Genomic DNA, 24,643 nt, shown 5'->3' on the forward strand with positions numbered 1-24,643 from the left:
GCTCGTCGTTGAACGGGCGTTTCGGGAATAGGGGGAATATGATCGCATGATCTACGCGACAATCGTCCTGTTGCCGCTCGCTGGCGCGCTGATCGCCGGCCTCTTCGGCCGCATCATCGGAGATCGCCCAAGCGAAGTCATTACCACGGCGCTCCTGTTTATAGCGGCAGTGCTCTCGTGGGTGGTCTTCGTTCAAGTCGCATTCGGCCACGAGACGCACGCCGTCACGCTGATGCGCTGGATCACGTCGGGTGAACTCGACACGTCCTGGGCCCTCAAGATCGACACGCTGACGGCGGTAATGCTGGTCGTCGTCACGACGGTGTCATCCCTCGTGCATCTCTATTCCATCGGCTACATGCACGAGGACGACTCGCGCGCTCGTTTCTTTGCGTATCTCTCGCTCTTCACGTTCGCCATGCTGATGCTGGTGACGAGCGACAACCTCGTGCAGATGTTCTTCGGATGGGAAGGGGTCGGCCTCGCATCCTATTTGCTCATTGGATTCTGGTACAAGAAGCCGTCGGCGAATGCTGCGGCCATCAAGGCGTTCGTCGTCAACCGTGTCGGCGATTTCGGGTTCGCTCTCGGTATCTTCGGGCTGTTCTACGTCTTCCGCACTGTCAATCTCGACGCGATCTTCGCAGCGGCACCGGGCATCGTCGGCAAGACGTTCATCTTCGCTGGACACGAGGTCGATATCCTGACGACGCTATCGCTGCTGCTGTTCATGGGCGCGATGGGCAAGTCGGCGCAGTTCCTGCTGCACACGTGGCTTCCGGACGCCATGGAAGGTCCGACGCCCGTCTCGGCGTTGATCCATGCCGCGACGATGGTGACGGCCGGTGTGTTCATGGTGGCGCGGCTGTCGCCGATCTTCGAGCTGGCGCCCGATGCGCTGAAATTCGTGACGCTGATCGGCGCGGTGACGGCGTTCTTCGCGGCGACGGTCGGACTTGTCCAGAACGACATCAAGCGCGTGGTCGCCTATTCGACGTGCTCGCAGCTTGGCTACATGTTTGTCGCCTGCGGTGTCGGCGCATATGGAGCAGGCATTTTCCATCTCTTCACGCACGCGTTTTTCAAGGCCCTCCTGTTCCTTGGCTCGGGTTCGGTGATCCACGCGATGCATCATGAGCAGGACATGCGCTTGATGGGCGGCTTGCGTAAAAAGATCCCGCTGACGTTCGCGGCGATGATCGTCGGCACGCTGGCGATCACGGGCGTCGGCATTCCGCATCTCACGGGATTTGCCGGGTTCTATTCCAAGGATGCGATTATCGAAGCGGCTTACGCGGCGGCCACGCCGAATAACTATGCCTTCTGGCTTCTCGTCATCGGCGCACTGATGACGTCGTTCTACTCCTGGCGTCTCATCTTCATGACCTTCTACGGCGAGACGCGCGCCGATCATCACACGTTCGAGCACGCGCACGAGAGCCCGATGACGATGCTGTTGCCGCTCGCCGTCTTGTCACTCGGCGCGATCGTGGCTGGCGTCGCATTCTACGGCTATTTCGTCGGCCATGAAGAGCAGGCGTTCTGGGGAGCGGCACTGTTCCGGTCCGATACGAACCACGTCCTGCACGAAATGCACAACGTGCCGGAATGGGTGAGCTACTCGTCGTTCGTTGCGATGCTGATCGGCTTCGCGATTGCCTGGGTCTACTATATCCGGGCCCCCTGGTTGCCCGCTGCGACGGCGCGGGCCTTTAAGCCGCTTTATCTTTTCCTGCTCAACAAGTGGTATTTCGACGAACTCTACGATCTGATCTTCGTGCGCGGCGCGTTCGCGATCGGTCGGCTCCTGTGGAAGGGCGGCGATGGCGCCGTCATCGACGGTGCGGTCGACGGGACGGCGGCGGGCGTCGGCCGTGTTACGGCGAGGGTCGTACGTCTTCAGACGGGATACCTCTACCACTATGCTTTCGCGATGTTGGTTGGTGTTGCAGCGCTCATGACTTGGCTCACCTATAACGGGCTTTTCGCCGGGGTGTTCAAATGAACAACATCCTCTCGGTCGTCACCTTCCTGCCGCTCGTTGGTGCGCTATTGATTGCCGCGCAGAATGCGGAAGCAAAGCAGAACGCACGCTGGATCGCGCTCTGGACGACGCTCGTCACGTTCTTCGTCTCGCTCCTGATCTGGTGGGACTTCGATACGACGGCGACGGGCTTCCAGTTCGTCGAGGAGCACGCTTGGCTCGGTCCGCTGAAATACAAGCTCGGCGTCGACGGCATCTCGATGCTGTTTATTATTTTGACGACGTTCCTGATGCCGCTCTGCATCCTCGCCAGCTGGGTGTCGGTGCAGAACCGCGTCAAGGAATACATGATCGCGTTCCTCGTGCTTGAGACGCTGATGCTTGGCGTCTTCTCGGCGCTTGATCTCGTGCTGTTCTATCTGTTCTTCGAAGGCGGCCTCATCCCGATGTTCATCATCATCGGCGTCTGGGGCGGCAAGCGGCGCGTCTATGCGAGCTTCAAGTTCTTCCTCTATACGCTGCTCGGCTCGGTGCTGATGCTGCTCGCGATGATGGCAATGTACTGGCACGCGGGGACGACGGATATCCCGACTCTTCTGCAGACCAAGTTCCCGCCGGAGATGCAGTGGTGGCTGTGGATTGCGTTCTTTGCCTCGTTCGCGGTGAAGATGCCGATGTGGCCGGTACATACGTGGCTTCCCGATGCGCACGTCGAGGCGCCGACCGCCGGCTCCGTCATTCTCGCGGGCATTCTTCTCAAAATGGGCGGATACGGGTTCCTGCGGTTCTCGTTGCCGATGTTTCCCAATGCCTCGGCTGATCTCGCTCCTTTCGTCTTCTCGCTGTCGATCGTCGCGATCATCTACACGTCTCTCGTGGCGCTCGTGCAGGAGGATATGAAGAAGCTCATCGCCTATTCGTCCGTCGCGCACATGGGCTACGTCACGATGGGTATTTTCACGGGCTCGCAACAGGGCATCGACGGCGCGATCTTTCAGATGCTGTCGCACGGCCTCGTTTCATCCGCGCTGTTCCTGTGTGTCGGCGTCATCTACGACCGCATGCACACGCGCGAGATTGCAGCCTATGGCGGACTCGTCGAGCGCATGCCGAAATATGCGGCGGCCTTCATGGTATTCACGATGGCCAACGTCGGCCTGCCCGGAACCAGCGGCTTCATCGGCGAATTCCTGACGCTGATGGCAGCCTTCAAAGCCAACACCTGGGTTGCTATTCTGGCGACGACCGGCATCATCTTGTCGGCCGCTTACGCACTCTATCTTTACAGACGCATTATTTTCGGCGTGCTCGAGAAGGCGAACCTCCGGAGCATCCTGGATCTCTCGCCGCGCGAGGTCGCTATTCTCGCGCCGCTTATACTGCTGACGATCTTCTATGGGTTCTACCCGGCGCCCGTTCTCGATGTGACGGCGACGTCGGTCAAGAATCTCGTGCAGAATTATCAGAATGCCCAGCACACGGCCGCCGCTCTCCTGGCGCCATGAGGAATTGACCGATGGACAGCGCGCTTCTCAACATCGTTTCGCCGGAGCTGATCCTGGCGCTCGGCGCCCTTGCGCTCTTGATGCTCGGTGTCTTCAGCTCGGCGGGAGAGAGAACCGGCCGTCTCATGGGCTGGCTCGCCATCGGCGTGCTCGTCGCCGCCATCATCGCCATTTTCGAACAGAGTGGCGTCTCGCGCGCATTCGAAGGCGCCTTCGTGTCGGATCCGCTGACACGCTTTTTCAAGACCATGATTCTGGTTGCTGCCGTCCTGTCGCTCGTTCTGACGTTTGACAGTTTCGCGCGTGCCCGGCTGATGGTGTTCGAGTATCCGGTTCTGATCCTCCTCGCTGCACTCGGCATGATGCTGATGGTGTCGGCGAACGATCTGATCACGCTTTACCTTGGCCTTGAACTGCAGAATCTCTCGCTCTACGTCATCACCGCGTTCAAGCGCGATAACGTCAGATCGAGCGAAGCGGGACTTAAATACTTCGTCCTGAGCGCGCTTGCCTCGGGGCTATATCTTTACGGCGCCTCGCTGCTTTACGGTGTCACCGGTGCGACGGGGTACGGCGCCATTGCCGCGGCAACCCAGCTTCCCGATATGGTGTCGAACATTGGCTTGACGTTCGGTCTCGTCTTCGTGCTTGTGGGCATCGCCTTCAAGATCTCGTCGGTGCCGTTCCACATGTGGACGCCGGACGTCTACCAGGGTGCGCCGACGCCGGTGACGGTGTTTCTTGCGAGCGCCGCCAAGGTTGCCGCGATGGCGATGATGGTGCGCTTCACTCAGGCGGCAATCCCGGGCGTTCCGGGAGAATGGCAGCAGATCGTCATTTTCCTGTCGATCGCCTCGATGGTGCTTGGTGCTTTCGCCGCAATCGGACAGACCAACATCAAGCGCCTGCTTGCTTATTCCGCGATCGGCCATATCGGATTTGCGCTCGTTGGGCTCTCGGCCAATAATACCGAAGGCACGGCGGGCGTTCTGCTATACCTCGCCATTTACGTCGCCATGACGCTCGGCGCGTTCGCGTGCGTCCTCGCCATGCGGCGCAAGGGCGAAAACGTCGAAGATATCGCGGATCTGGCGGGCCTCGCAAAGACGGATCTTACGTACGCGTCAATTCTTGGGCTCTTGATGTTCTCGCTCGCCGGCATTCCGCCGCTCGCCGGCTTCTGGGCCAAATGGTACGTCTTTTTGGCTGCGATCAAAGCTGGCCTTTATCCATTGGCTGTCATCGGCGTCGTCACGAGCGTCGTCGGCGCTTTCTACTATCTGAGAATCGTCAAGATCATGTTCTTCGACGAAAGCGCCGAATCCTTCCAGCCGCGCGAAGGTAAAGTGTCGGCGGTCATGGTTCTCTCGGCCGGTTTCATTGTTCTGTTCGTGCTCCCGCTCATAGGCGGGGCTCTTGTCGATGCTGCGACCGCCGCGGCCGTTGTGCTGGCGCCGGCACAGGCGCTCTAAGATAGCGATGGATGCTTCGGCCACACCCCGCATCCTGCACATCGATGAAACGGACTCGACAAATGCCGACGCAATGCGGCTGGCGCTCAAGGGCGAGGACCTGCCGCTCTGGGTGATCGCCGGCCGGCAGACTGCGGGGCGCGGACGAGCGGGCCGGTCGTGGGTTTCGCCTGAGGGAAATCTCTATACAAGCATTGCCTTCTGTTGTTCCGCTCCAATGGAAAACGCGGGACAATTGTCACTCATTGCCGGAATTTCGCTTTTGGAGGCCATTCGCGCCTCGACGGATCTTGCGCAAGACGCCCCGCTTCGCCTCAAATGGCCGAACGACATTCTGATGGGGGCCGCCAAGATGGGAGGTATTCTGGTTGAGAGCACCTCCGCACGGGGAAGCCCCGGTTTTTTGGCAATCGTGGGCTTTGGATTGAACCTCTCGTCTCATCCGGACGATCTCGGCCGTACAGTCACGTCGCTCAGCCGCCACGCGCAGGCGCCGACCCCCACAGCTTTGCTCGCGTCGCTAGCTGAGCAGTTTCCTAGGTGGCTCGACATCTGGAGGAACGGCGACGACTTTGCTGCCGTTCGGCGCGCCTGGATGGAGCGGGCAGGGCCGATCGGCGAGGCGATGACCGTCAATTCGAAAGACGGGCCGATCTCAGGAACGTACCGTGGGCTTGCCGAGACCGGGGCGCTCCTTGCTGAGGTCGACGGGCAAGTGCGCGAGATCAATCACGGCGACGTGGCGCTCGGCGGAGCGGACGCATACGATGGGGATGCATGAGCGAGCGCGACAGGTCATCTCAGCGGGCACATAAAGGCAAGGCCGACGAGCTCGTGTTCATGGCGCTCGGCGGGCTTGGTGAGATCGGCATGAATGCTTATCTCTATGGCTATGGTCCTCCGAATGCCCGGTCGTGGCTGATGGTCGATCTCGGCGTGACGTTCCCGCATGAATCGGAACCGGGGGCCGATGTCGTCCTGCCGGATCTTCGCTACATCGTCGCCGACCGAAAAAATCTCGCAGGCTTGATCCTGACGCACGCGCACGAAGATCACATCGGCGCAGTGCTCGATCTCTGGCCTTCGCTCGAATGCCCGATTTTTGCAACACCCTTCACCGCAGGGATGGTCAAGACCAAGGTCGGGGAGGCGGGGAGGACGGCGGCGCTTCCCATCCGCACCATTCCTCTCGGCGGGCGCTTTAAAGCCGGTGTTTTCGATATCGAGTTCGTCGGGCTCACGCATTCGATTCCGGAGCCGAACGGCATCGCGATCCGGACACCGGCCGGGCTTGTTTTTCACACCGGCGATTGGAAATTCGATTCAACGCCGGTTGTCGGCAGGCCGCACGAGCCGGAAAAACTCAAATCTCTCGGAGATGAAGGCGTGCTCGCGATTGTCGGGGATTCGACGAACGCGATGCGCGAGGGGCGGTCGGCGTCCGAAGCCGACGTTGCGCGCGCGCTTACGAAGATTATCGTCGATGCGCCGCATTGCGTCGCGGTGACGTTGTTTGCGTCGAACGTCGCGCGCATTGCGTCGGTCGCGGAGGCCGCGCGCAAGTCAGGGCGCACGCTTGTCGTCGCCGGCCGCGCGCTTCACCGCATCATCGAAGTTGCGAAAGAGACGGGCTATCTGCCGGAAAGCTTCACGTATCTCGATCAGCAACGCTTTTCCGATCTGCCGCGTAACAAGGTCCTCGTGTTATGTACGGGCAGCCAGGGCGAAAGCCGCGCCGCGGTCGCGCGGATCGCCGAGGGCGAGCATCCCGATATTTCGCTCGATAAGGGCGACCTCATCATCTTTTCGTCGCGTACGATTCCAGGAAATGAGAAGGCCGTTGCGAAGATCCAGAATGGGTTGGCGCGTCTCGGCGTCGATCTGGTGACGGACGCGGACGCATTGGTCCATGTCACCGGGCATCCGAGGCGCGACGAACTCAAAGACATGTATGCCTGGCTTCGTCCGAAGATTGCCGTTCCGATGCATGGCGAAGCGCGCCATATACGCGAGCACGCGAAACTTGCGCGCGCGTGCGGGGTCAACGAAACGTTCACGATCGTCGACGGCGAGATGCTCAAGCTCTGGCCGGGCGAAGCTTCGGTCATAGACGAAGCGCCGGTCGGACGGCTCTATCGCGACGGCAATCTCATCGTTCCCGACGTCGAAGGTCCGGTCAAAGCGCGCCGCAAGCTGTCGTTCGTCGGCATAGCGGTCGTATCGCTGGTGTTATCGCGTCGCGGAGACGTGCTCGGCGAGCCGGGGCTCGTTCTTGAAGGTATTCCGGCTGCCGACGCGGGCGGCGAGGCGATGCGGGAAGTCGTATTCGATGCCATCGACGGCACGTTCCGTTCGATCCCGCCGAAGCGGCGCAGCGATCTCGCAATGCTGCAGGAGGCCGTCCAGAGGGCCGTGAGAGCGGCCATTAACGAAGCCTGGGGCAAGAAGCCGGTTGTCAAAGTGCTGCTCTCCGTGGTGGAAGCTAAGGGCTAAGCGCGCTGACGGCCGCGCTCACCCGAAGCTCACCAGCAGCCTGGAGAAAGACGCATGATAGGACGTTTGAACCATGTGGCCATCGCGGTCAAAGATCTCGAAAAGGCTGCATCGGTTTATAAAAACGCCCTTGGCGCCAAAGTCGGCCCGCCGCTTAAGCAACCTGAGCACGGCGTGACGGTTATCTTCATCGAGCTGCCGAATACGAAGATCGAGCTGCTCGAGCCGCTCGGCGAAAATTCGCCGATTGCGAAATTTCTTGAGAAAGCGCCAGATGGCGGTATCCATCATGTGTGCTATGAGGTCGAGGACATCATGGCCTCGCGCGATCAGTTGAGGGCACAAGGAGCTCGCATACTCGGCGACGGTAATCCCAAGATCGGGGCACACGGCAAGCCTGTGCTGTTCCTGCATCCGAAGGATTTTTGCGGCACCCTCGTCGAGCTGGAGCAGGTTTGAAATCAGGCCGCATATCGGCGACCGAAGGCTGGAAGGAAATCGACGATGCGAACCTCTGTAGCGGTCGCGACGTTCTTTTGCCTATGGTTCATTACGCTCTTTGCCGTGTTGCCATTTTTCGCGCACACGCAAGAGGAAGCGGGCGAGGTGGTGCCCGGCACGCCCGAGAGTGCGCCGCATAAGATCAATCTGCTCAAGGTGTTTTGCGTCAATACGGTCGTGACCGCCATAGCGTTTGCCGGAATCTATACGGTCATTGCGAACATCTGACCTGCGGCAGAGGTTTGCCGCCACCATGTTGCAACGAAAGCCTGAAAAGGCTATTCGGCTTGCCGCAATTCCTGGTTTCCGGGATGGTCAGGCGCGGCTCGCCGCGCGACGTCAATGAGCGAGCGTCCGATGGGGCATTTCAGGTTCTTCGTGTGCGTTCGCCGTCCGATGCGAGACGCTTTTTCAACGTACACGTCAGGGACCAAGAGATGAGCAAGCGCGCCCTTTCCGTTACCCGCGAGGAGAACTTCCCCGACTGGTACCAAGCTGTCGTCCGTGACGGCGACATGGCCGAGACGAGCCCCGTTCGCGGCTGCATGATCATCAAGCCGTGGGGCTGGGGCGTGTGGGAGCGCCTCCAGGTCGAACTCGACGCCCGCATCAAGGATACGGGCCATGACAACTGCTATTTCCCGCTTTTCATTCCGATGAGCTTCATCGCCAAGGAGGCGGAGCACGTCGAAGGCTTCGCCAAGGAAATGGCGGTCGTCACGCATCACCGTTTGAAGAACGAGGGCGGCAAGCTGGTCGTCGATCCGGACGCGAAGCTCGAAGAACCGCTGATCGTTCGGCCGACGTCCGAGACGATCATTGGTGACGCGTTTCAGCGTTGGATCAAAAGCTACCGCGACTTGCCGCTGCTCATGAACCAGTGGGCGAACGTCGTACGCTGGGAGATGCGCACACGACTTTTCCTGCGCACCGCGGAGTTCCTCTGGCAGGAAGGCCATACCGCGCACGCCGACCGGGACGACGCAGTCGCTGAAACGCTCAAGATGCTCGAAGTCTACCGCACGTTTGCGGAAGATGTGCTGGCGATGCCGGTGATCGCGGGCGAAAAGCCGGCGAACGAACGCTTCCCCGGGGCCGACAATACCTACTCGATCGAAGCGATGATGCAGGACGGCAAGGCGCTGCAGGCTGGCACGTCGCACTATCTCGGGACGCACTTCGCGGAAGCGCAGAACATCCAGTTCCAGAACACGGACGGTAAGTTGACCTACTGCCACACGACGAGCTGGGGCGTTTCGACTCGTCTGATCGGCGGCGTGATCATGACACACGGCGACGACGATGGCCTGCGTCTGCCGCCGATGATCGCGCCGCGCCAGATCGTCATCGTGCCGATGCTGCGCGACAAGCCGGAAGACGCCGCGCTCATCGACTATTGCGTTTCGCTTGAGAAGGATTTGAAGGCGGCCGGCATTCGCACGCTCGTCGACATGAAGGCTGTGAAATCGGCCGAGAAGCGCTGGAACTGGGTGCGCCGCGGCGCTCCGATCATCGTCGAGATCGGCGGCCGCGATGCGAGCGGTAGCAATGTCACCTTCATGCGCCGCGACCGGCTGCGCGATGGCGACAAGGTCATTTCTCAGACATTGGCACGGGCGGATTTCGTCGCCCAGGCTCCGGCGCTGCTGCAAGAGATCCAGCAGACGCTTTATTCCGAAGCCAAGGCGCGGCTCGACGGCAACATCATCACGACCTTCAAATCGTTTGAGGATCTGGCCGATTATTTCGGGCCCGCCGAGGGCGAGGACGAGGGTGGTGCTTTCAAGGGCTGGGCACGGGTTCCGTGGTCGCGCCCCGAGGGTGCGAGCCTCGAAGCCATCGCGGACCGGCTGAAGGCCCTGAAATTGACCATCCGAAATGCGCCGCTTGGCCAAGAAGAAGCGGTGGGCAAGTGTCTTTTCACGGGAGAAGCGGCGAAGGAGTATGTCTTAATAGCGCGGGCCTATTAAAACCGCGGGGGTGGCCTTAACTCAGACACACGGGGGTGCGATGCGGCGCGCTCCAAGGGGTAGGCGGAGCGAGGGGCAATGACGACCACGGCTGTCCGGGACACGAAGCCCTTTTCGTCGTTCGAATGGATGATTGCGGGGCGCTATCTGCGTGCGCGACGCAAGGAAGGCTTTATTTCCGTCATCGCCGGATTTTCGTTCCTCGGCATCATGCTTGGCGTCGCGACGCTCATCATTGTCATGGCCGTGATGAACGGGTTTCGCCACGATCTCTTTTCCAAAATCATGGGCCTCAACGGCCATGTGATCGTGCAGAAGCTCGGCGATCGCTTCGACGACTACGAGCAGATGGCCGAGAAGATCAAACAGGTGCCGGGCGTGCAGGTTGCCATGCCGGTGATCGAAGGCCAGGTCATGGTATCGTCCAGCTCGCAGGCTTTGGGCGGGCTTGTGCGCGGCGTTCGCGAAGCGGATCTCAAATCGCTGAAACTCGTTTCGGGGAACGTGCGGGCGGGCACGCTTGACGGCTTCGACAAGCAAACGGGCATCGCAATGGGCATCCGGCTTGCGAACCAGCTGCATGTCGGCCTTGGCGATAGCGTAACGCTCGTTTCGCCGCGCGGAGCTGCAACGCCGTTTGGAACCGCGCCCAGGTCCAAGGCCTATCAGATTACGTCGATCTTCGAACTCGGCATGAGCGAATACGATCGCATGATGATCTTCATGCCGCTCGGCGAAGCACAGAAATATTTCTCGAAAAACGGCGAGGTCGATGTCGTCGAGGTCGTCGTCAACGACCCGGAGAACGTCGATAGTTTCCGCGCTGAAATCCTGAAGGCGGGCGGTCCCTCGATTGCCGTTGCCGACTGGCGTCAACGCAACGAGACGTTTTTCAACGTGCTGTCCGTAGAACGCAACGTGATGTTCATTATCCTGTCGCTGATCGTTCTCGTTGCGGCACTGAACATCATCTCCGGCTTGATGATGCTCGTGAAGGACAAGGGCCGCGACATCGCAATTCTCCGCACGATGGGTGCTACCAAGGGCGCCGTGATGCGCGTCTTCCTGATAACGGGGGCATCGATCGGCGTCGTCGGCACGCTTGCGGGCCTCATGCTTGGCGTGATTTTCTGCTGGAATATCGACAGCATCAAGAATTTCGCGTCGTGGGTCACGGGAACGACGGTCTTCGATCCGAGCGTCTATTATCTGACGAAGCTGCCGGCGGACATCGACCCGCACGAAACGGGAGGGATCGTCATCATGGCACTCGTCTTGTCGGTTATTGCAACGCTTTATCCGTCGTGGCGGGCCTCGCGGCTCGACCCTGTCGAAGCGCTGCGTTACGAGTGAGGCCCATGGAGACATCGCCCGCCGGTACGACTTTTTCGCCGATCCTGCAGCTCGAAGGCGTAACGCGGTCTTTCCGCCAAGGCGAGCGCGAGATCGTTGTTCTGACCGGTGTCGATGCGGTGCTGTGGCCCGGGCAGGCGGTGGCTCTGGTCGGTCCCTCGGGCGCGGGCAAGTCGACGCTTTTGCATATCACCGGCCTTCTCGAATCTCCGACGAGCGGGCGTATATTCCTGAACGGAAAAGACTGCGCGACGCTTTCGGAAGCGCAGCGGACGCGCCTGCGCCGGAAGGAAATCGGTTTCGTCTATCAGTTCCACCAGCTATTGCCGGAATTCTCGGCGCTGGAGAACGTTGTCCTTCCGCAGATGATCCTTGGCCGTGGACGCAAGGCGGCGGAAGCCCGCGCACTGAGCCTGCTCGGCGGCCTCGGCCTTGCGGAGCGCGCGCACCATCGTCCGGCGGAGCTTTCGGGCGGTGAGCAGCAGCGGGCCGCGATCTGCCGTGGGCTCGCGAATTCACCGAGGCTTCTGCTTGCCGACGAGCCGACCGGCAACCTCGACCCGCACACCTCGGAATACGTTTTCCGCGAGCTTGTCGAGCTTATCCGCCGCCAAGGTGTGGCGGCGCTGATCGCGACGCACAATCTCGAGCTGGCGCGACGGATGGATCGGGTGCTGCAGGTCCACGAAGGCCGTCTCGTCGAACTCGCTCCGGCGTCGATCCGGCGCTGAAACCGGCCTATTTCTGGGCTGTGGATCGTTTCTGCCGGAAGCGGCTTTCATGTCCTAATCTAGGGATATGGAACAGATTCGGTCGCCTGCCAAAGCTCCCCAATTCGTGCACCTAAAGGTACACTCGGCATATTCGCTGCTTGAAGGCGCGCTGCCGATCGCGAAGCTCGCAAAGCTGGCAGACGCGATGCAGTTCCCGGCACTCGGGCTGACCGACACCAACAATTTCTTCGGCGCGCTCGAATTCTCCGAAAAACTTTGGGCAGCGGGCGTGCAGCCGATCGTCGGCGGATCGCTGGATGTCGATTTCGGCGACAATCGCGATGCGCAGCCCTCGGCACTGCGAGCGCTGAGCAATGAGCCGCGCAGCAAGCCTGCTGGCAAGATCGCACTTCTGGCGATGACGGCCGACGGCGTTGCCAATCTGATGCGGCTTTCGAAAGCGCTCTATTTCGAAGCTGCTTCGGATGAGCCCCCGCATGTCAAGATCGCGCGCATCGAAGAATTTTCGGACGGCATCATTGCGTTGACGGGCGGGCCACTGGGGCCGATCGATTCCGCGCTTCGCGACGGCCAGCACGATCTCGCCGCCGAGCGGATCAAGACGCTTGAAAAGATTTTCGGCAATCGGCTTTACGTTGAAGTGCAGCGGCATGGGTTGCCAGAGGAAGCCGACTTCGAGCCGGTTCTTCTCGATCTTGCGTATGAGCGTCGTATTCCGATCGTCGCAACGAACGAATGTTATTTTGCACAGCGCTCCGACTACGAGGCGCATGACGTTCTGCTGTGCATCGCGGACGGCCGCTATGTCGTCGAGGACAATCGCCGCCGCGCGAGCCCCGAGCACTATCTCAAAAGCGAAGCGGAGATGCTGGCGCTTTTCGCGGATTTGCCCGAGGCGCTTGCCAATACCGTCGAGATCGCGATGCGCTGCACGGCGCGTGCCGAGGGACGCAAGCCGATCCTACCGCGCTTCGTCAAAGCCGACGACAGTCTGAGCGAAATCGAGAACTTCCGGCTCGAAGCGGCCGAACTCAAGAAGCAGGCGAAGGAAGGTCTCGCGCGGCGCCTGAAGGCGCACGGTGCGGCTCCGGGCTTCACGGTCGACGATTACGAGAAGCGGCTCGCCTACGAGATCGACGTCATCACGCAGATGAAGTTTCCCGGCTACTTTCTGATCGTCGCAGACTTCATCAAGTGGTCGAAAGCCAACGGCGTGCCGGTCGGGCCCGGACGCGGCTCGGGTGCCGGCTCGCTCGTCGCGTACGCGCTGACGATTACCGATCTCGATCCCCTGCGGTTCGGGCTACTGTTCGAGCGTTTCCTCAATCCTGAGCGTATTTCGATGCCGGACTTCGACGTCGACTTCTGCCAGGAGAAGCGCGACCGCGTCATCCATTACGTTCAGCAGAAATACGGCGACGATCGCGTCGCGCAGATCATCACGCACGGAAAGCTGCAGGCACGCGCCGTGCTGCGCGACGTCGGGCGCGTGCTGCAGATGCCCTATGGTCAGGTCGACCGTCTCTGCAAACTGGTGCCGAACAATCCGGCCAATCCTGTCACGCTGAAAGAGGCGATCGAAGGCGAACCGAAGCTGCAGGAAGAGCGCGACCGCGAGCCGATCGTCGCGCGTCTTCTCGAAATCGCGCAAAAGCTCGAAGGGCTTTATCGCCATGCCTCGACGCACGCCGCAGGCATGGTGATCGGCGACAGGCCGCTGGAAGAGCTGGTGCCGCTCTATCGTGATCCGAAATCGCACTTCCCGATTACGCAATACAACTGGAAGATGGTCGAGGCGGCCGGCCTCGTGAAGTTCGACTTTCTCGGCCTCAAGACGCTGACCGTACTTGAGAAGGCCGTCGATCTGATCAAGCAGGTCAGAGGTATCACGGTCGATCTGCCGAGCCTGCCGCTCGACGATAAAGCGACCTACGACATGCTGGCGAAGGCCGATACGGCGGGCGTCTTCCAGCTTGAAAGTACGGGCATGCGCGAAAGCCTGAAGCGGCTGAAGCCCGACCGCTTCGAGGACATCATCGCCATGGTCGCGCTCTATCGGCCGGGCCCTATGGACAACATCCCGACCTACATCAACCGCAAGCATGGCGAGGAGCCCGTCGATTACCTGCACGACATGCTTGAAGGCATTCTGAAGGAAACCTACGGCGTCATCATCTACCAGGAGCAGGTCATCCAGATCGCGCAGGTGATGGGTGGCTACACGCTCGGCCAGGCCGATATGCTACGCCGCGCGATGGGTAAAAAAGACAAGGTGGAAATGGCGAAGCAGCAGGCGCGCTTCGTCGAAGGCGCTGTCGCCAAAGGCGTGAAGAAGGAAGAGGCCAACTATATCTTCGAACTTGTCGATAAATTCGCGGGCTATGGCTTCAACAAATCGCACGCGGCGGCTTACGCGCTCGTCAGCTACCATACGGCCTATTTGAAGGCTAACTTCCGCGAAGAATTTTTTGCGGCCTCAATGACGCTCGATATGGGCAATACCGACAAGCTCGCAATGTTCGCATCGGAAGCCCGCAAATCCGGAATTCAAATGCTGCCGCCGTGCGTCAATCAATCGGCGGTCGATTTCGGTGTCGAGCCGGCAAAGGACGGCGGCAAGCACGGTGCTATTCGTTATTCGCTTGCCGCATTGAAGAATATCGGCGCCGGCGCTGTCGAAACCATCGTCAACGAGCGAAACGGTGCTGGTGCTTTCAAATCGCTTGCCGATTTCGCTGCCCGCGTCGATGCCAAGGCGCTGAATAAGCGGGCCATCGAAACGCTTGCAAAGGGCGGCGCATTCGACGCCCTGAACAATGACCGCGCCCTTGTTGCGGCCAACGCCGATACGATCCTCGCAGAAGCTCACCGACGCACGGAGAATGAGGCCCAGGGGATGACCGATCTCTTTGGTTCCGGCGGCAAATCGGCGGAGCTTGTCCTGCGCTCTGCAGAAGGCTGGACGCCGATGGAGCGCTTGGCTGCCGAATTCGAAGCCATCGGATTTTATCTGTCGGGTCATCCGCTCGATCAATATGACCGCGTTCTGAAAAAGCTGGGCGTCAGAAAATTCACCGAATTCGATGAACTCACGCAACGCGGCGCGACGGCCGGGCGTCTCGCCGGAGTCGTTATCGCCGCGCGCGAGCGGCGTTCGCAGAAAGGCAACAAGTTCGCCTTCGCATCATTCTCGGATGCGACAGGTCAATTCGAGGCCGTGATTTTTTCAGATACGCTGGCAGTCTGCCGCGAACTTCTTGAGCCCGGCACGCCCGTCATCGTCTCGGTCGAGGCGGAGCGCGACGGCGATACGCTGAAGATGCGCGTCCAATCCATCGAGGCGCTCGACAAAGCTGCCGCCGGCGTGCCGCGAAATTTGCGGATTGTTCTCGATCATCGCCGCTGTACTGGACCAAACGGCGAGCGGCTTGCAGAAGTGAGCAGCCGTCTGAAGCCGGCTCAGCGCGGCGGAGAAGTGCGTATCGTGCTCCCGCTATTCGAGCGTGGCTGCGAAATGGAGTTGCTACTGCCGGGACGATATGACGTGTCTCCACAGGAGGCGGGGCGAATTGCATCGCTCGCAGTTGTGGCGGAAATCATCGAAGCCTGAACCATTGGTTGTGGGTAAAAGAGTTACAGTCAATTTCTTTCAAGAATTATGCGTCTACGGACGACGGCTTTGTCGTCGCTCGTGCGTTAAGGGTCCTGACGTGTCGAGACGCGTCATATGCTAGATAGGAGCCCTTAATGAAAAAGAGTCTGATAGCAGCAGCGGCGTTTGCTGCCCTTACCCTCGGCGGTGCCAGCATGGCCAGCGCTGGTGTTGCAGGCGTCGGCTTGAATGGCATTAGCTCGCACGCAAACACGACCGCTGCTGAGCACGTCGATTATCGGCGCGACCATTACAAGAAGCGCCACTACAAGAAGAACTGGTGGCACAAGAAGAAGTGGGTCTGCCGTTATCGTCACGGTCACCGCCATTGCTTCTGGCGCTAATCGTATGGATGGGCAGGAGAAGGTTGTGCTTTAGCGCTGCCTTCTTCTGACACAGTTTGAGCGCATAGCTTGCGCCCTTGAGCCAGTCGAAAACGAGGCAAGATTATGTCAAAATTCTACGCTGCGTTGGTCACTGCATTGCTCTTTGCGCCCGCTGTTCATGCAGCGGATGCAAAGATGAGCGCTGCGGACATCAAGAAAAGCCTTGAAGCAGCCGCGTCCGATCCCGCGAAGGTCACCGCTTATTGTGCCATGTCGAAGAAGATGGACGAAGTCGGCGACGATGAAAAGAAAGCGGAGGCTGCGGGCGACGAGATCGACGGTTACTTCAAGACCCTTGGCAATGATTTCGAGAACGCCTGGGACGCTGGCCAGGATGCTGCTGACGGCACGCCCGAAGCCAACGCGATGGATGCAGCCATGACGACGCTCGACGCAAAATGTAAGTAGCAGGCATCGAGTTTCGAATAGTCGGTTTCGACCGGCCGTCTACCGGTCAGCGTTCACCGTCGACATTGCTTTCCCAAAATAGCGACACGCCGCAAACCCGGGCGATCAACCCGAATGCAGCGTGTCGCTTTCGTTTTCGGGTTATCTGCAACACGGCAGCGCCGAATGCCGCGGTTTTTCTGCGGCAGGTGCGGGTTGCGCGTTCCTGCAATCCCCCGTATACAGCCGCCATCTCACACGCGAGACCTGCGCCATGCGGATGAAAAGCCCCGCGTCGCGCTCCGGTGGAGAAAATGCAAGTCCCTGAAAAGACTTGCTAATCTCTTCTCAGTCTTGCGGAGGTCTAACCGGAAAAGGATCCTATTCGATGGCGCTTCCTGCCTTCAATATGCGTCAGCTTTTGGAAGCTGGCGTTCACTTCGGCCACCAGGCTCACCGCTGGAACCCCAAGATGGCACCGTTCATCTATGGGTCGCGGAACAAAATCCACATTCTCGATCTGACGCAGACGGTGCCGATGCTGCATCAGGCGCTGCTCAAGGTTTCCGATACGGTGGCCGGCGGCGGTCGCGTTCTTTTCGTTGCAACGAAGCGGCAGGCGTCTGACGGCATCGCGGAAGCCGCGAAGCGCAGTGCGCAGTACTTCATCAATCACCGCTGGCTAGGTGGTACGCTGACGAACTGGAAAACGGTCTCGCAGTCCATCCGACGCCTGCGTCAGCTCGACGATATTCTTGCCGATCCGCAGGGTCGCACGAAGAAAGAAATTCTGAACCTGACGCGCGAGCGCGACAAGCTCAATCAGTCGCTCGGCGGCATCAAGGACATGGGCGGCACGCCCGACCTTCTCGTCGTCATCGACACGAACAAGGAATCGATCGCGATCCAGGAAGCGCGCAAGCTGAACATTCCGATCGTGGCGATCGTCGATACGAACTGCGATCCGGACGGCATTGATTATCCGGTGCCGGGCAATGACGATGCCGGCCGCGCGATCACGCTCTATTGCGATCTGATGGCACGTGCTGCGCTCGACGGCATCGAGCGTGCACAGGGTGCTGCCGGTGTCGATATCGGTGCTTCGGACGCGCCTCCTGCTGAGGATCTGCCGAAGGTCACGTTCAAGGGCATCGAGGCTCCGCGTGGCGAAGCGGATGATTTGAAGCGCATCACTGGTATCACGCCGAAGCTCGAACAGCGTCTCAACGACGCCGGCGTCTACCACTTCTGGCAGATCGCTGATCTCGACGCCGACCATACGGCTGCTCTCGACCGGCAGCTGAAGCTCAAGGGCCAGGTCGTCAAAGAAGATTGGGTTGGCCAGGCTAAGAAGCTCGTGGAAGCAGCCTCGGTATAAGGGCGCGTTTTCGTGCCCTCACTGGGTTGAATTTGTGAAACAGGATAACTGAGGCGCCTTTCGGCGCCTCGAACCTAATGGGTGACAGGATGACGACGATCACCGCCGCTGATGTGAAGAAGCTGCGCGACATGACCGGCGCAGGCATGATGGACTGCAAGACGGCGCTGACGGAGACGGGCGGCGATATCGAAGCGGCAGTCGACTGGCTGCGCAAGAAGGGTCTTTCGAAGGCCGCGAAGAAGTCGGGGCGTATTGCTGCCGACGGCCTTATCGGCATCGTCGCGAAGGGCCGCGAAGGCGCGGTCGTCGAAGTCAACTCGGAAACAGACTTTGTTGCGCGCAACGAGCAGTTCCAGACGCTCGTGCGCGATATCACCTCGCTCGCACCTGCCGCGAAGGGCGACATCAAGGCGTTGCTTGCCGCGACCTATCCAGATTCCAAGAATACCGTCGAGACGCAACTTCAGGAAGCCGTCGCGACGATCGGTGAGAACATGACGCTCCGGCGCACGTCCTCGATTGCGGTCAAGGAAGGTGTCGTCGCCGACTACATTCACAGTCGCGTTGCAGACGGCCTCGGCAAGATCGGCGTTCTCGTCGCGCTCGAAAGCGCCGGCGACGAGCCGACGCTTTTCGAGATCGGCCGCATGCTCGCGATGCATGTCGCGGCAGCGAGCCCGCTCGCTCTCGACATCTCCGCCGTTCCGGCCGATGTGATCGAGCGCGAGAAGGCGATCCTCGCCGAGAAGAACCAGGGCAAGAAGCCCGAGATGCTCGAGAAGATCGTTGCCGGCGGCATCAAGGCCTTCGCGAAGGAAAACTGCCTGCTTGAGCAGCAGTACATTCACGACACCACGAAGACCGTGGCGCAGGCCATGAAAGAAGCCGAGAGCCGGGCCGGGGCGCCGATCAAGGTTGCGGGCTATGTGCGTTACGCACTCGGCGAAGGCATCGATAAGAAGGAAGAGGATTTCGGCGAAGAAGTCCGCAAGCTCGCGAGCGGCGGCTAGGCGGAATCATCCTGCCGCGGTAGGTATCAGCCGGCCGGTTCATGCGACCGGCCGGTTTTTCATATCATGTCGATAGGAGCCAGAGGCGATGGCGTCGCGAGGGTCAAATCTCAAATACAAGCGGCTGCTGCTGAAGCTCTCGGGCGAAGCACTGATGGGCAAGCAGACTTACGGCATCGACATGTCGGTCGCAGACAGGTTGGCGCGCGACATTGCCGAGGCGACGTCGTCAGGAGCTGAGATCGCCGTCGTCATCGGCGGAGGCAACATCTTTCGCGGTCTTTCAGGCGCAGCCAAGGGTATGGACCGGGCGACCGCCGACTACATGGGCATGCTTGCAACGGTCATGAACGCGCTGGCGTTCCAGAATGCGCTCGATCACAGAGGTGTTGCGGCGCGCGTCCTGTCCGCCATTCCGATGCCCACGGTCTGTGAAAGCTACGTTCGCCCGAAGGCGTTGAGCTACCTCGCCAAGTCACAGGTCGTGCTATTCGCAGCCGGCACGGGCAATCCCTTTTTCACGACGGATACAGCCGCCGTGCTGCGCGCCATCGAGATGAATTGCGATGCCGTTTTGAAGGCTACCCAGGTTGACGGCGTCTACTCGGCGGACCCCAAAAAGCACCCCGACGCCAAGCGCTTTGACCGGCTGAGCTACGCTGAAGTTTTAGCTAATGATCTCAAAGTGATGGATGGAGCGGCCATTGCGCTTGCCCGGGACAACGGACTTCCGCTAATTGTGGTTTCCATCGAAGAACCGGGCAATCTCCTGAAAGTGCTGCGCGGCGAAGCGCGTCAGACGATCATCGAGGCCACCGGTTGAAATCCGCGGTTGCGTTCCCGCCCTCTGCTCCGCGTGCCGTCGCGGCTGAAGCGGCGGCGCATCGAGTCCGCTGGGAGGATGACGCATGTCTTTGGTTACGCACGATATCAATGAAATCGAGAAGCGCATGCGCGCCTCGATCGACGCACTGAAAAGAGAGCTTTCCGGGCTTCGCACCGGACGGGCGAGCGCCAATCTGCTCGATCCTGTTCAGGTGACGGTTTATGGGTCCAGGATGCCGCTCAACCAGGTCGCGACCGTTTCGGTGCCGGAGCCGCGGATGATCTCGGTCCAGGTCTGGGATCGCAGCAACGTCATGGCGGTTGATAAAGGCATCCGGGAAGCCAATCTCGGGCTCAACCCGATCATCGACGGGCAGATCCTGCGCTTGCCGATACCGACGCTGACGGCCGATCGCCGGCAGGAGCTTGTCAAGCTTGCCCACAAATACGCCGAGCAATCGAAAGTCGCGGTTCGCAACGTCCGCCGTGAGGCAATGGACCTTTTGAAAAAGCTCGAAAAAGACGGCAAGATGAGCCAGGACGATCACCGTGGCCACTCCGAGAAGGTCCAGGAGCTGACGGACCGGATCATCAAGGAGGTTGACGCGACTCTCGTCACGAAAGAGGCTGAAATTCAGAAAGTATAGTCGTTCGAACGAGGGCGCCGGGGGCTCGTCGATCTTTAGTTTGCGCCTTTTGACGCTTCATTACAGAGGCTATGCCATAGTGGCGGCAGCAGCGAAGCTATCCGATGATCAAACGTGCGCTCTCGCGCCGCCGCGGCACGTCGCTATCATCATGGATGGTAACGGACGCTGGGCGAAAGAGCGCGGCCTTCCCCGGACGCTCGGTCATCGTCAGGGGGTCGAAGCCGTGCGCCGCGCCGTGCGCACCGCGATCGAACTCAAGATAACCTTTCTGACCATCTTCAGCTTTTCGTCGGAGAACTGGAAGCGCCCGGCTGAAGAGGTCGACGATTTGATGGGCCTGATGAAGCGCTTCATCCGGCGCGATCTCGCGGAGCTGCACGAGGCGGGCGTCTGCATCAGGGTTATCGGGCAGCGACAGCATGTCGACAGCGAGCTGACGAAGCTCATCGACGAGGCGGTCGAGCTGACAAAGGGCAACGACCGGCTGACGCTCGTCATCGCTTTCAATTACGGCTCCCGAAGCGAGATCGCGGGTGCGGCACGAAAACTTGCGGCCGAGGTCGCCGCAGGCAAGCTCGATCCTTCGGCCATTACTGTCGAACGGATGGCCAACGCGCTCGACACGTCCGGTATTCCCGACCCCGATCTTTTGATCCGCACGTCCGGCGAAATGCGTCTATCCAATTTCCTGCTATGGCAGACGGCTTATTCCGAATTCGTATTCCTCGACTGCTACTGGCCGGATTTCGACAAGGCTGCGTTCGAAGGTGCGATCCTCGAATTCCGCTCGCGGGAGCGCCGCTTCGGCGGTTTAACGCAACGCTCGACGGCGTGAGGCTTTCCGATGGCCGCCGACAAGCCTGACGATTGCTGGCGCTCGCTTCTGGACAGAGTTGGTTCTTTGCCACCCGAGCTTTCGAGGCGCATCGTGTCCGGTGTCGCCATCGGGGTCGTCGCTCTTGCGATGACGTATTGGAGCCCGGTGCTTTTCGCGGTCCTGATGTTCGTCGTCGCGGCAGCGATGAGCTGGGAATGGGGCAGGATCGTCCGGCGGTCGGCGATGCCCGATACGGCGATGGTCGTTCACATCCTTGCCGTGCTTCTCGCCGCCGTGTTGAGTGCTACCGACATGGCGGGTCTTGCTATTGCGTCGACGATTGTCGGGGCGATCGCTGTAGCTGCATGGACGTTCGGTGTCGGGAATGCGCAGCTTTCGGGCGTCGGTGTCCTTTATACCGGCCTTCCTGTCGTTGCGCTTGGATGGCTCAGAGGCGACGAGCCGCTCGGATTTCTGGCGACGCTTTTTGTGCTGCTGAGCGTCGTGGTGACGGATGTCGGCGCCTATGCGAGCGGACGAATACTCGGGGGGCCGAAATTATGGTCGGAAATTTCGCCCAACAAGACTTGGTCAGGGCTGGTCGGCGGCGTGCTTGCGGCAGCGGCGGCAGGCGGGCTATTTGCCGGGCTGTCAGGTACGGGTTCGGCGGTGTGGCTCGCTAGCCTCGGGCTCATTCTGGGTATTGTCGCGCAGGGCGGAGATTTGGCGGAATCGGCACTGAAGCGCCATTTTGGCCTGAAAGATAGTAGTGACCTGATCCCGGGGCACGGCGGAGTTATGGATCGGATGGACGGAATTGTTACAGCCAGCGTCATTGCTGCCATGATCGCGTTCGCGATCGATGCGTATGCGCCCGCGCGGGCGCTTCTTTATGGATCGTGATGCACATGGCAGTGACGGCAAGTGTTCCGAACAGAGAGATGAAACCGACGGCGGCAGCGGGATTCGACTGGCCGGAGACGGCGCGGCCTTGTCGCCTGACTGTTCTCGGTGCGACCGGATCGGTCGGCAAGAGCACGCTCGACCTCGTCGGCCGCGCACCTGAGCGGTTCGAAGTCATGGCGCTGACGGCGCAGTCGAACGCGCCGGCGCTTGCGGCACTAGCGCGCCAGCATCGCGCCAAGCTCGCCGTGATCGGCGATGAAAAATGCCTTGGCCAGCTTCGCGACGAATTGGCGGGCACCGGCATCCGTACCTCTGCCGGAAGCGGGGCTCTTGTCGAAGCCGCTCTGATGCCGGCTGATTGCGTGATGGCTGCCATCGTCGGCGCAGCCGGCCTGCGTCCAACCTTTGCCGCGGCGTCGCGGGGACGGCGCGTTGCGCTTGCCAACAAGGAATGCCTGGTTTCCGCAGGGCATGTCTTTACCGCCGAGGTCAAGCGTTCCGGTGCCGAGCTTTTGCCGGTCGACAGCGAGCATTCGGCCGCCTTTCAGGCGCTCACCGGAGCGGAGCCTGGATCGATCGAGAAGATCGTGCTGACCGCGTCGGGCGGTCCGTTCCGCACATGGGCCCGCGAGGCGCTCGAAAATGCAACGCCCGAACAGGCTCTCAAACACCCGAACTGGTCGATGGGAGCCAAGATCACGATCGACAGCGCGACCCTGATGAACAAGGGCCTCGAGTTGATCGAGGCGTTCCACCTGTTTCCAGTTGCCGCAGACGCGCTCGATTGTGTCGTGCATCCGCAATCGATCGTGCACTGCCTCGTCAGCTACGTCGACGGATCGGTACTGGCGCAGATGGCGGCTCCCGACATGCGAACACCAATCGCGGTGGCGCTCGCGTGGCCGGGACGCATGGTGGCGCCGACCGAGCGGCTCGACCTCGCGCGTCTTGGATCGCTGACGTTCGAAGCACCCGATGAAACACGTTTTCCGGCACTCAGGGTGGCGCGCTCCGCGCTGCGGCGCGGCGATACGGCGCCTGCGGTTCTCAACGCTGCGAACGAAATCGGTGTCCAGGCATTCCTCAATCGCCGGATCAAATTCCTGGAGATCGCACGGCTGGTCGAGGAGACGCTCGATGTGGCGGAGCGACAGGGTGCCATATGCCCGGCGCAATGCCTCGATGACATCCTTTTAATCGATGAGCTTGCGCGTCGGCTGGCCGAAGACGCCCTCAATCGCTATTAAACATCTAAGGTCAACTCATTGCGTGCTGCGATTCGGATTTCGAATCAGCTCTAAAGGATTGCGATTCAATGGACTTTCTGGCGACGCTAGTCACGGGGATCTGGCAGTACGGCATCATGTTCCTGCTGGTGCTGACGCTAGTCGTGTTCATTCACGAGCTCGGCCATTTTCTGGTTGCGCGCTGGTGCGGGGTGACCGTCAAAGCCTTTTCGATCGGCTTCGGGCCTGAAATCTATGGCTTTTACGACAAGTACGGGACGCGCTGGCGGTTCGCGTGGATTCCGCTTGGCGGATACGTCAAGTTCATCGACGACGACAATGCATCGTCGCAACGCTCGTCCGTCGCGACGAAGGGCCTGTCGCCTTCCGAGCGTGCCGGAGCGTTTCATTCCAAGCCCGTTTCTTCCCGTGCCGCAGTTGTTGCGGCCGGACCGATCGCGAATTTCCTTCTGGCGACGGTGCTCTATGCTGCGCTTAATGCGACGGTCGGCATCCATGTCTTGCCGGCACTTGTCGATGGGGTCGTTCCCAATTCGCCTGCGGCGCAGGCGGGCTTTCTGACGGGCGATCAAATCACGGCCATCAACGATACCCAGATCGATAAATTTGAGGATCTTCAGCGCATTGTCGGCTCAAGCGCGGGCGAGCCGTTGACGTTCACCATCGAGCGCAACGGCGAGAAACTGACGCTCAAAGTGACACCGACCGTCGACGAGCAGCGCGATGCATTCGGACGTACCTACAGGCGCGGCCTCATCGGCATCCAGCGCTCGGTTTCTGCGGATAAGGTGAGGACCGTCGACGTAAGCCTTCCCCAGGCCGTTCTGCTCGGCGTGGGTGAAACTTACAGCAACATCAGCCAGACCATCGGGGGACTTTGGGACATCGCTACCCGCCGTCAGTCCGCCGAGCAGATGGGTGGCCCGATCATGATGGCCGAGGTCACCGCGAAGGTGGCCGAGCTCGGGATTGAGCCCATGCTCCGCTGGATCGCGTTCATCTCGGCAAACATTGGATTTTTGAACTTGCTGCCGATCCCCGTCTTGGATGGTGGGCACCTTTTGTTCTACGCTTACGAGGCGGTGCGCCGGAAGCCCGCCAGCGAACGCATGCAGCAGATGGGATTCCAAGTCGGTCTGGCGGTGCTGATGATGTTGGTCGTTTTCGTGAATTTCAACGACATTATGAACGTTTGGCGGCGTCTCACCGGCACCGGCTGAGGCCAAGCAGAATCATGCGGGAGTGACGTAAACTTACAACTTTGCGGCGGCTTTCTGAATCGTTAAAAGCGGTATGGTGCGCAGCAGGTTACGACTTCGAATCGGGGGGCCGAAAAGAGGTTGGGCGTTGCTGCCAAATAAGCTGATCGA

At 60.3% G+C, this 24,643-nt stretch carries 21 protein-coding genes; all 21 read left to right on the forward strand.

Annotated elements, in window-relative coordinates:
• Positions 1-46 precede the first annotated feature (46 nt).
• The 21 genes from nuoL to rseP all read left to right on the forward strand — a co-directional run bounded on the left by nuoL (position 47) and on the right by rseP (position 24,493).
• On the forward strand, positions 47-2,005 hold the full coding sequence (nuoL, locus tag HYPDE_RS05935; protein ID WP_015597493.1) for an NADH-quinone oxidoreductase subunit L: 1,959 nt from the start codon (positions 47-49) through the stop codon (positions 2,003-2,005).
• Positions 2,002-3,489, forward strand: a complete 1,488-nt coding sequence (locus HYPDE_RS05940) for an NADH-quinone oxidoreductase subunit M (RefSeq protein ID WP_015597494.1) — start codon at positions 2,002-2,004, stop codon at positions 3,487-3,489. Before nuoL ends, HYPDE_RS05940 begins: the two co-directional genes overlap by 4 nt.
• A gap of 11 nt (positions 3,490-3,500) precedes the next feature.
• Entirely contained in the window at positions 3,501-4,961 is a 1,461-nt protein-coding gene (nuoN, locus tag HYPDE_RS05945; protein WP_015597495.1) for an NADH-quinone oxidoreductase subunit NuoN, read from the forward strand.
• 7 nt (positions 4,962-4,968) lie between these two features.
• Positions 4,969-5,742 (forward strand): biotin--[acetyl-CoA-carboxylase] ligase, encoded by a 774-nt coding sequence (locus HYPDE_RS05950; protein WP_015597496.1) that lies wholly within the window; start codon positions 4,969-4,971, stop codon positions 5,740-5,742.
• Positions 5,739-7,454 carry a ribonuclease J gene (locus tag HYPDE_RS05955; protein WP_015597497.1) on the forward strand — a complete coding sequence of 572 codons (1,716 nt, stop codon included), beginning with the start codon at positions 5,739-5,741 and terminating at the stop codon, positions 7,452-7,454. Before HYPDE_RS05950 ends, HYPDE_RS05955 begins: the two co-directional genes overlap by 4 nt.
• Positions 7,455-7,508: 54 nt before the next feature.
• Positions 7,509-7,913 carry a methylmalonyl-CoA epimerase gene (gene mce / locus HYPDE_RS05960; protein WP_015597498.1) on the forward strand — a complete coding sequence of 135 codons (405 nt, stop codon included), beginning with the start codon at positions 7,509-7,511 and terminating at the stop codon, positions 7,911-7,913.
• A gap of 45 nt (positions 7,914-7,958) precedes the next feature.
• The gene (locus tag HYPDE_RS05965) at positions 7,959-8,183 is read left to right on the forward strand and encodes a DUF1467 family protein (protein WP_015597499.1); all 225 of its coding nucleotides are present in this window, start codon (positions 7,959-7,961) and stop codon (positions 8,181-8,183) included.
• Positions 8,184-8,392: 209 nt separating this feature from the next.
• Positions 8,393-9,925 (forward strand): proline--tRNA ligase, encoded by a 1,533-nt coding sequence (gene proS / locus HYPDE_RS05970; protein WP_041320938.1) that lies wholly within the window; start codon positions 8,393-8,395, stop codon positions 9,923-9,925.
• Positions 9,926-10,003: 78 nt separating this feature from the next.
• Entirely contained in the window at positions 10,004-11,278 is a 1,275-nt protein-coding gene (locus HYPDE_RS05975; protein ID WP_015597501.1) for a lipoprotein-releasing ABC transporter permease subunit, read from the forward strand.
• A gap of 5 nt (positions 11,279-11,283) precedes the next feature.
• The gene (locus HYPDE_RS05980; protein WP_015597502.1) at positions 11,284-12,009 is read left to right on the forward strand and encodes an ABC transporter ATP-binding protein; all 726 of its coding nucleotides are present in this window, start codon (positions 11,284-11,286) and stop codon (positions 12,007-12,009) included.
• 67 nt (positions 12,010-12,076) lie between these two features.
• Entirely contained in the window at positions 12,077-15,622 is a 3,546-nt protein-coding gene (gene dnaE / locus HYPDE_RS05985; protein WP_015597503.1) for a DNA polymerase III subunit alpha, read from the forward strand.
• A gap of 137 nt (positions 15,623-15,759) precedes the next feature.
• A complete protein-coding gene (locus HYPDE_RS05990) occupies positions 15,760-16,008 on the forward strand; it encodes a hypothetical protein (RefSeq protein WP_015597504.1) in 249 nt (82 codons plus the stop codon).
• 105 nt (positions 16,009-16,113) lie between these two features.
• Complete coding sequence (locus HYPDE_RS05995; protein ID WP_015597505.1) at positions 16,114-16,458, forward strand: hypothetical protein; 345 nt, start codon at positions 16,114-16,116, stop codon at positions 16,456-16,458.
• Positions 16,459-16,825: 367 nt separating this feature from the next.
• A complete protein-coding gene (locus tag HYPDE_RS06000) occupies positions 16,826-17,815 on the forward strand; it encodes a 30S ribosomal protein S2 (protein WP_015597507.1) in 990 nt (329 codons plus the stop codon).
• 89 nt (positions 17,816-17,904) lie between these two features.
• The gene (gene tsf, locus HYPDE_RS06005; RefSeq protein ID WP_041320062.1) at positions 17,905-18,828 is read left to right on the forward strand and encodes a translation elongation factor Ts; all 924 of its coding nucleotides are present in this window, start codon (positions 17,905-17,907) and stop codon (positions 18,826-18,828) included.
• An 88-nt stretch (positions 18,829-18,916) separates the two neighbouring features.
• Complete coding sequence (pyrH, locus tag HYPDE_RS06010) at positions 18,917-19,651, forward strand: UMP kinase (RefSeq protein ID WP_015597509.1); 735 nt, start codon at positions 18,917-18,919, stop codon at positions 19,649-19,651.
• Between the two features lie 85 nt (positions 19,652-19,736).
• Positions 19,737-20,300: a ribosome recycling factor gene (gene frr, locus HYPDE_RS06015; RefSeq protein ID WP_041320064.1), complete on the forward strand. Its 564-nt coding sequence runs from the start codon at positions 19,737-19,739 to the stop codon at positions 20,298-20,300.
• 79 nt (positions 20,301-20,379) lie between these two features.
• Positions 20,380-21,138 carry an isoprenyl transferase gene (locus HYPDE_RS06020; protein ID WP_041320940.1) on the forward strand — a complete coding sequence of 253 codons (759 nt, stop codon included), beginning with the start codon at positions 20,380-20,382 and terminating at the stop codon, positions 21,136-21,138.
• Between the two features lie 9 nt (positions 21,139-21,147).
• On the forward strand, positions 21,148-22,023 hold the full coding sequence (locus HYPDE_RS06025) for a phosphatidate cytidylyltransferase (RefSeq protein WP_015597514.1): 876 nt from the start codon (positions 21,148-21,150) through the stop codon (positions 22,021-22,023).
• Positions 22,024-22,061: 38 nt separating this feature from the next.
• The gene (locus HYPDE_RS06030) at positions 22,062-23,273 is read left to right on the forward strand and encodes a 1-deoxy-D-xylulose-5-phosphate reductoisomerase (protein ID WP_051112053.1); all 1,212 of its coding nucleotides are present in this window, start codon (positions 22,062-22,064) and stop codon (positions 23,271-23,273) included.
• 68 nt (positions 23,274-23,341) lie between these two features.
• Entirely contained in the window at positions 23,342-24,493 is a 1,152-nt protein-coding gene (rseP, locus tag HYPDE_RS06035; RefSeq protein ID WP_015597516.1) for an RIP metalloprotease RseP, read from the forward strand.
• The last annotated feature ends 150 nt before the right edge of the window (positions 24,494-24,643 follow it).

The organism is Hyphomicrobium denitrificans 1NES1, assembly GCF_000230975.2.
Classification (GTDB): Bacteria; Pseudomonadota; Alphaproteobacteria; order Rhizobiales; family Hyphomicrobiaceae; genus Hyphomicrobium_B; species Hyphomicrobium_B denitrificans_A.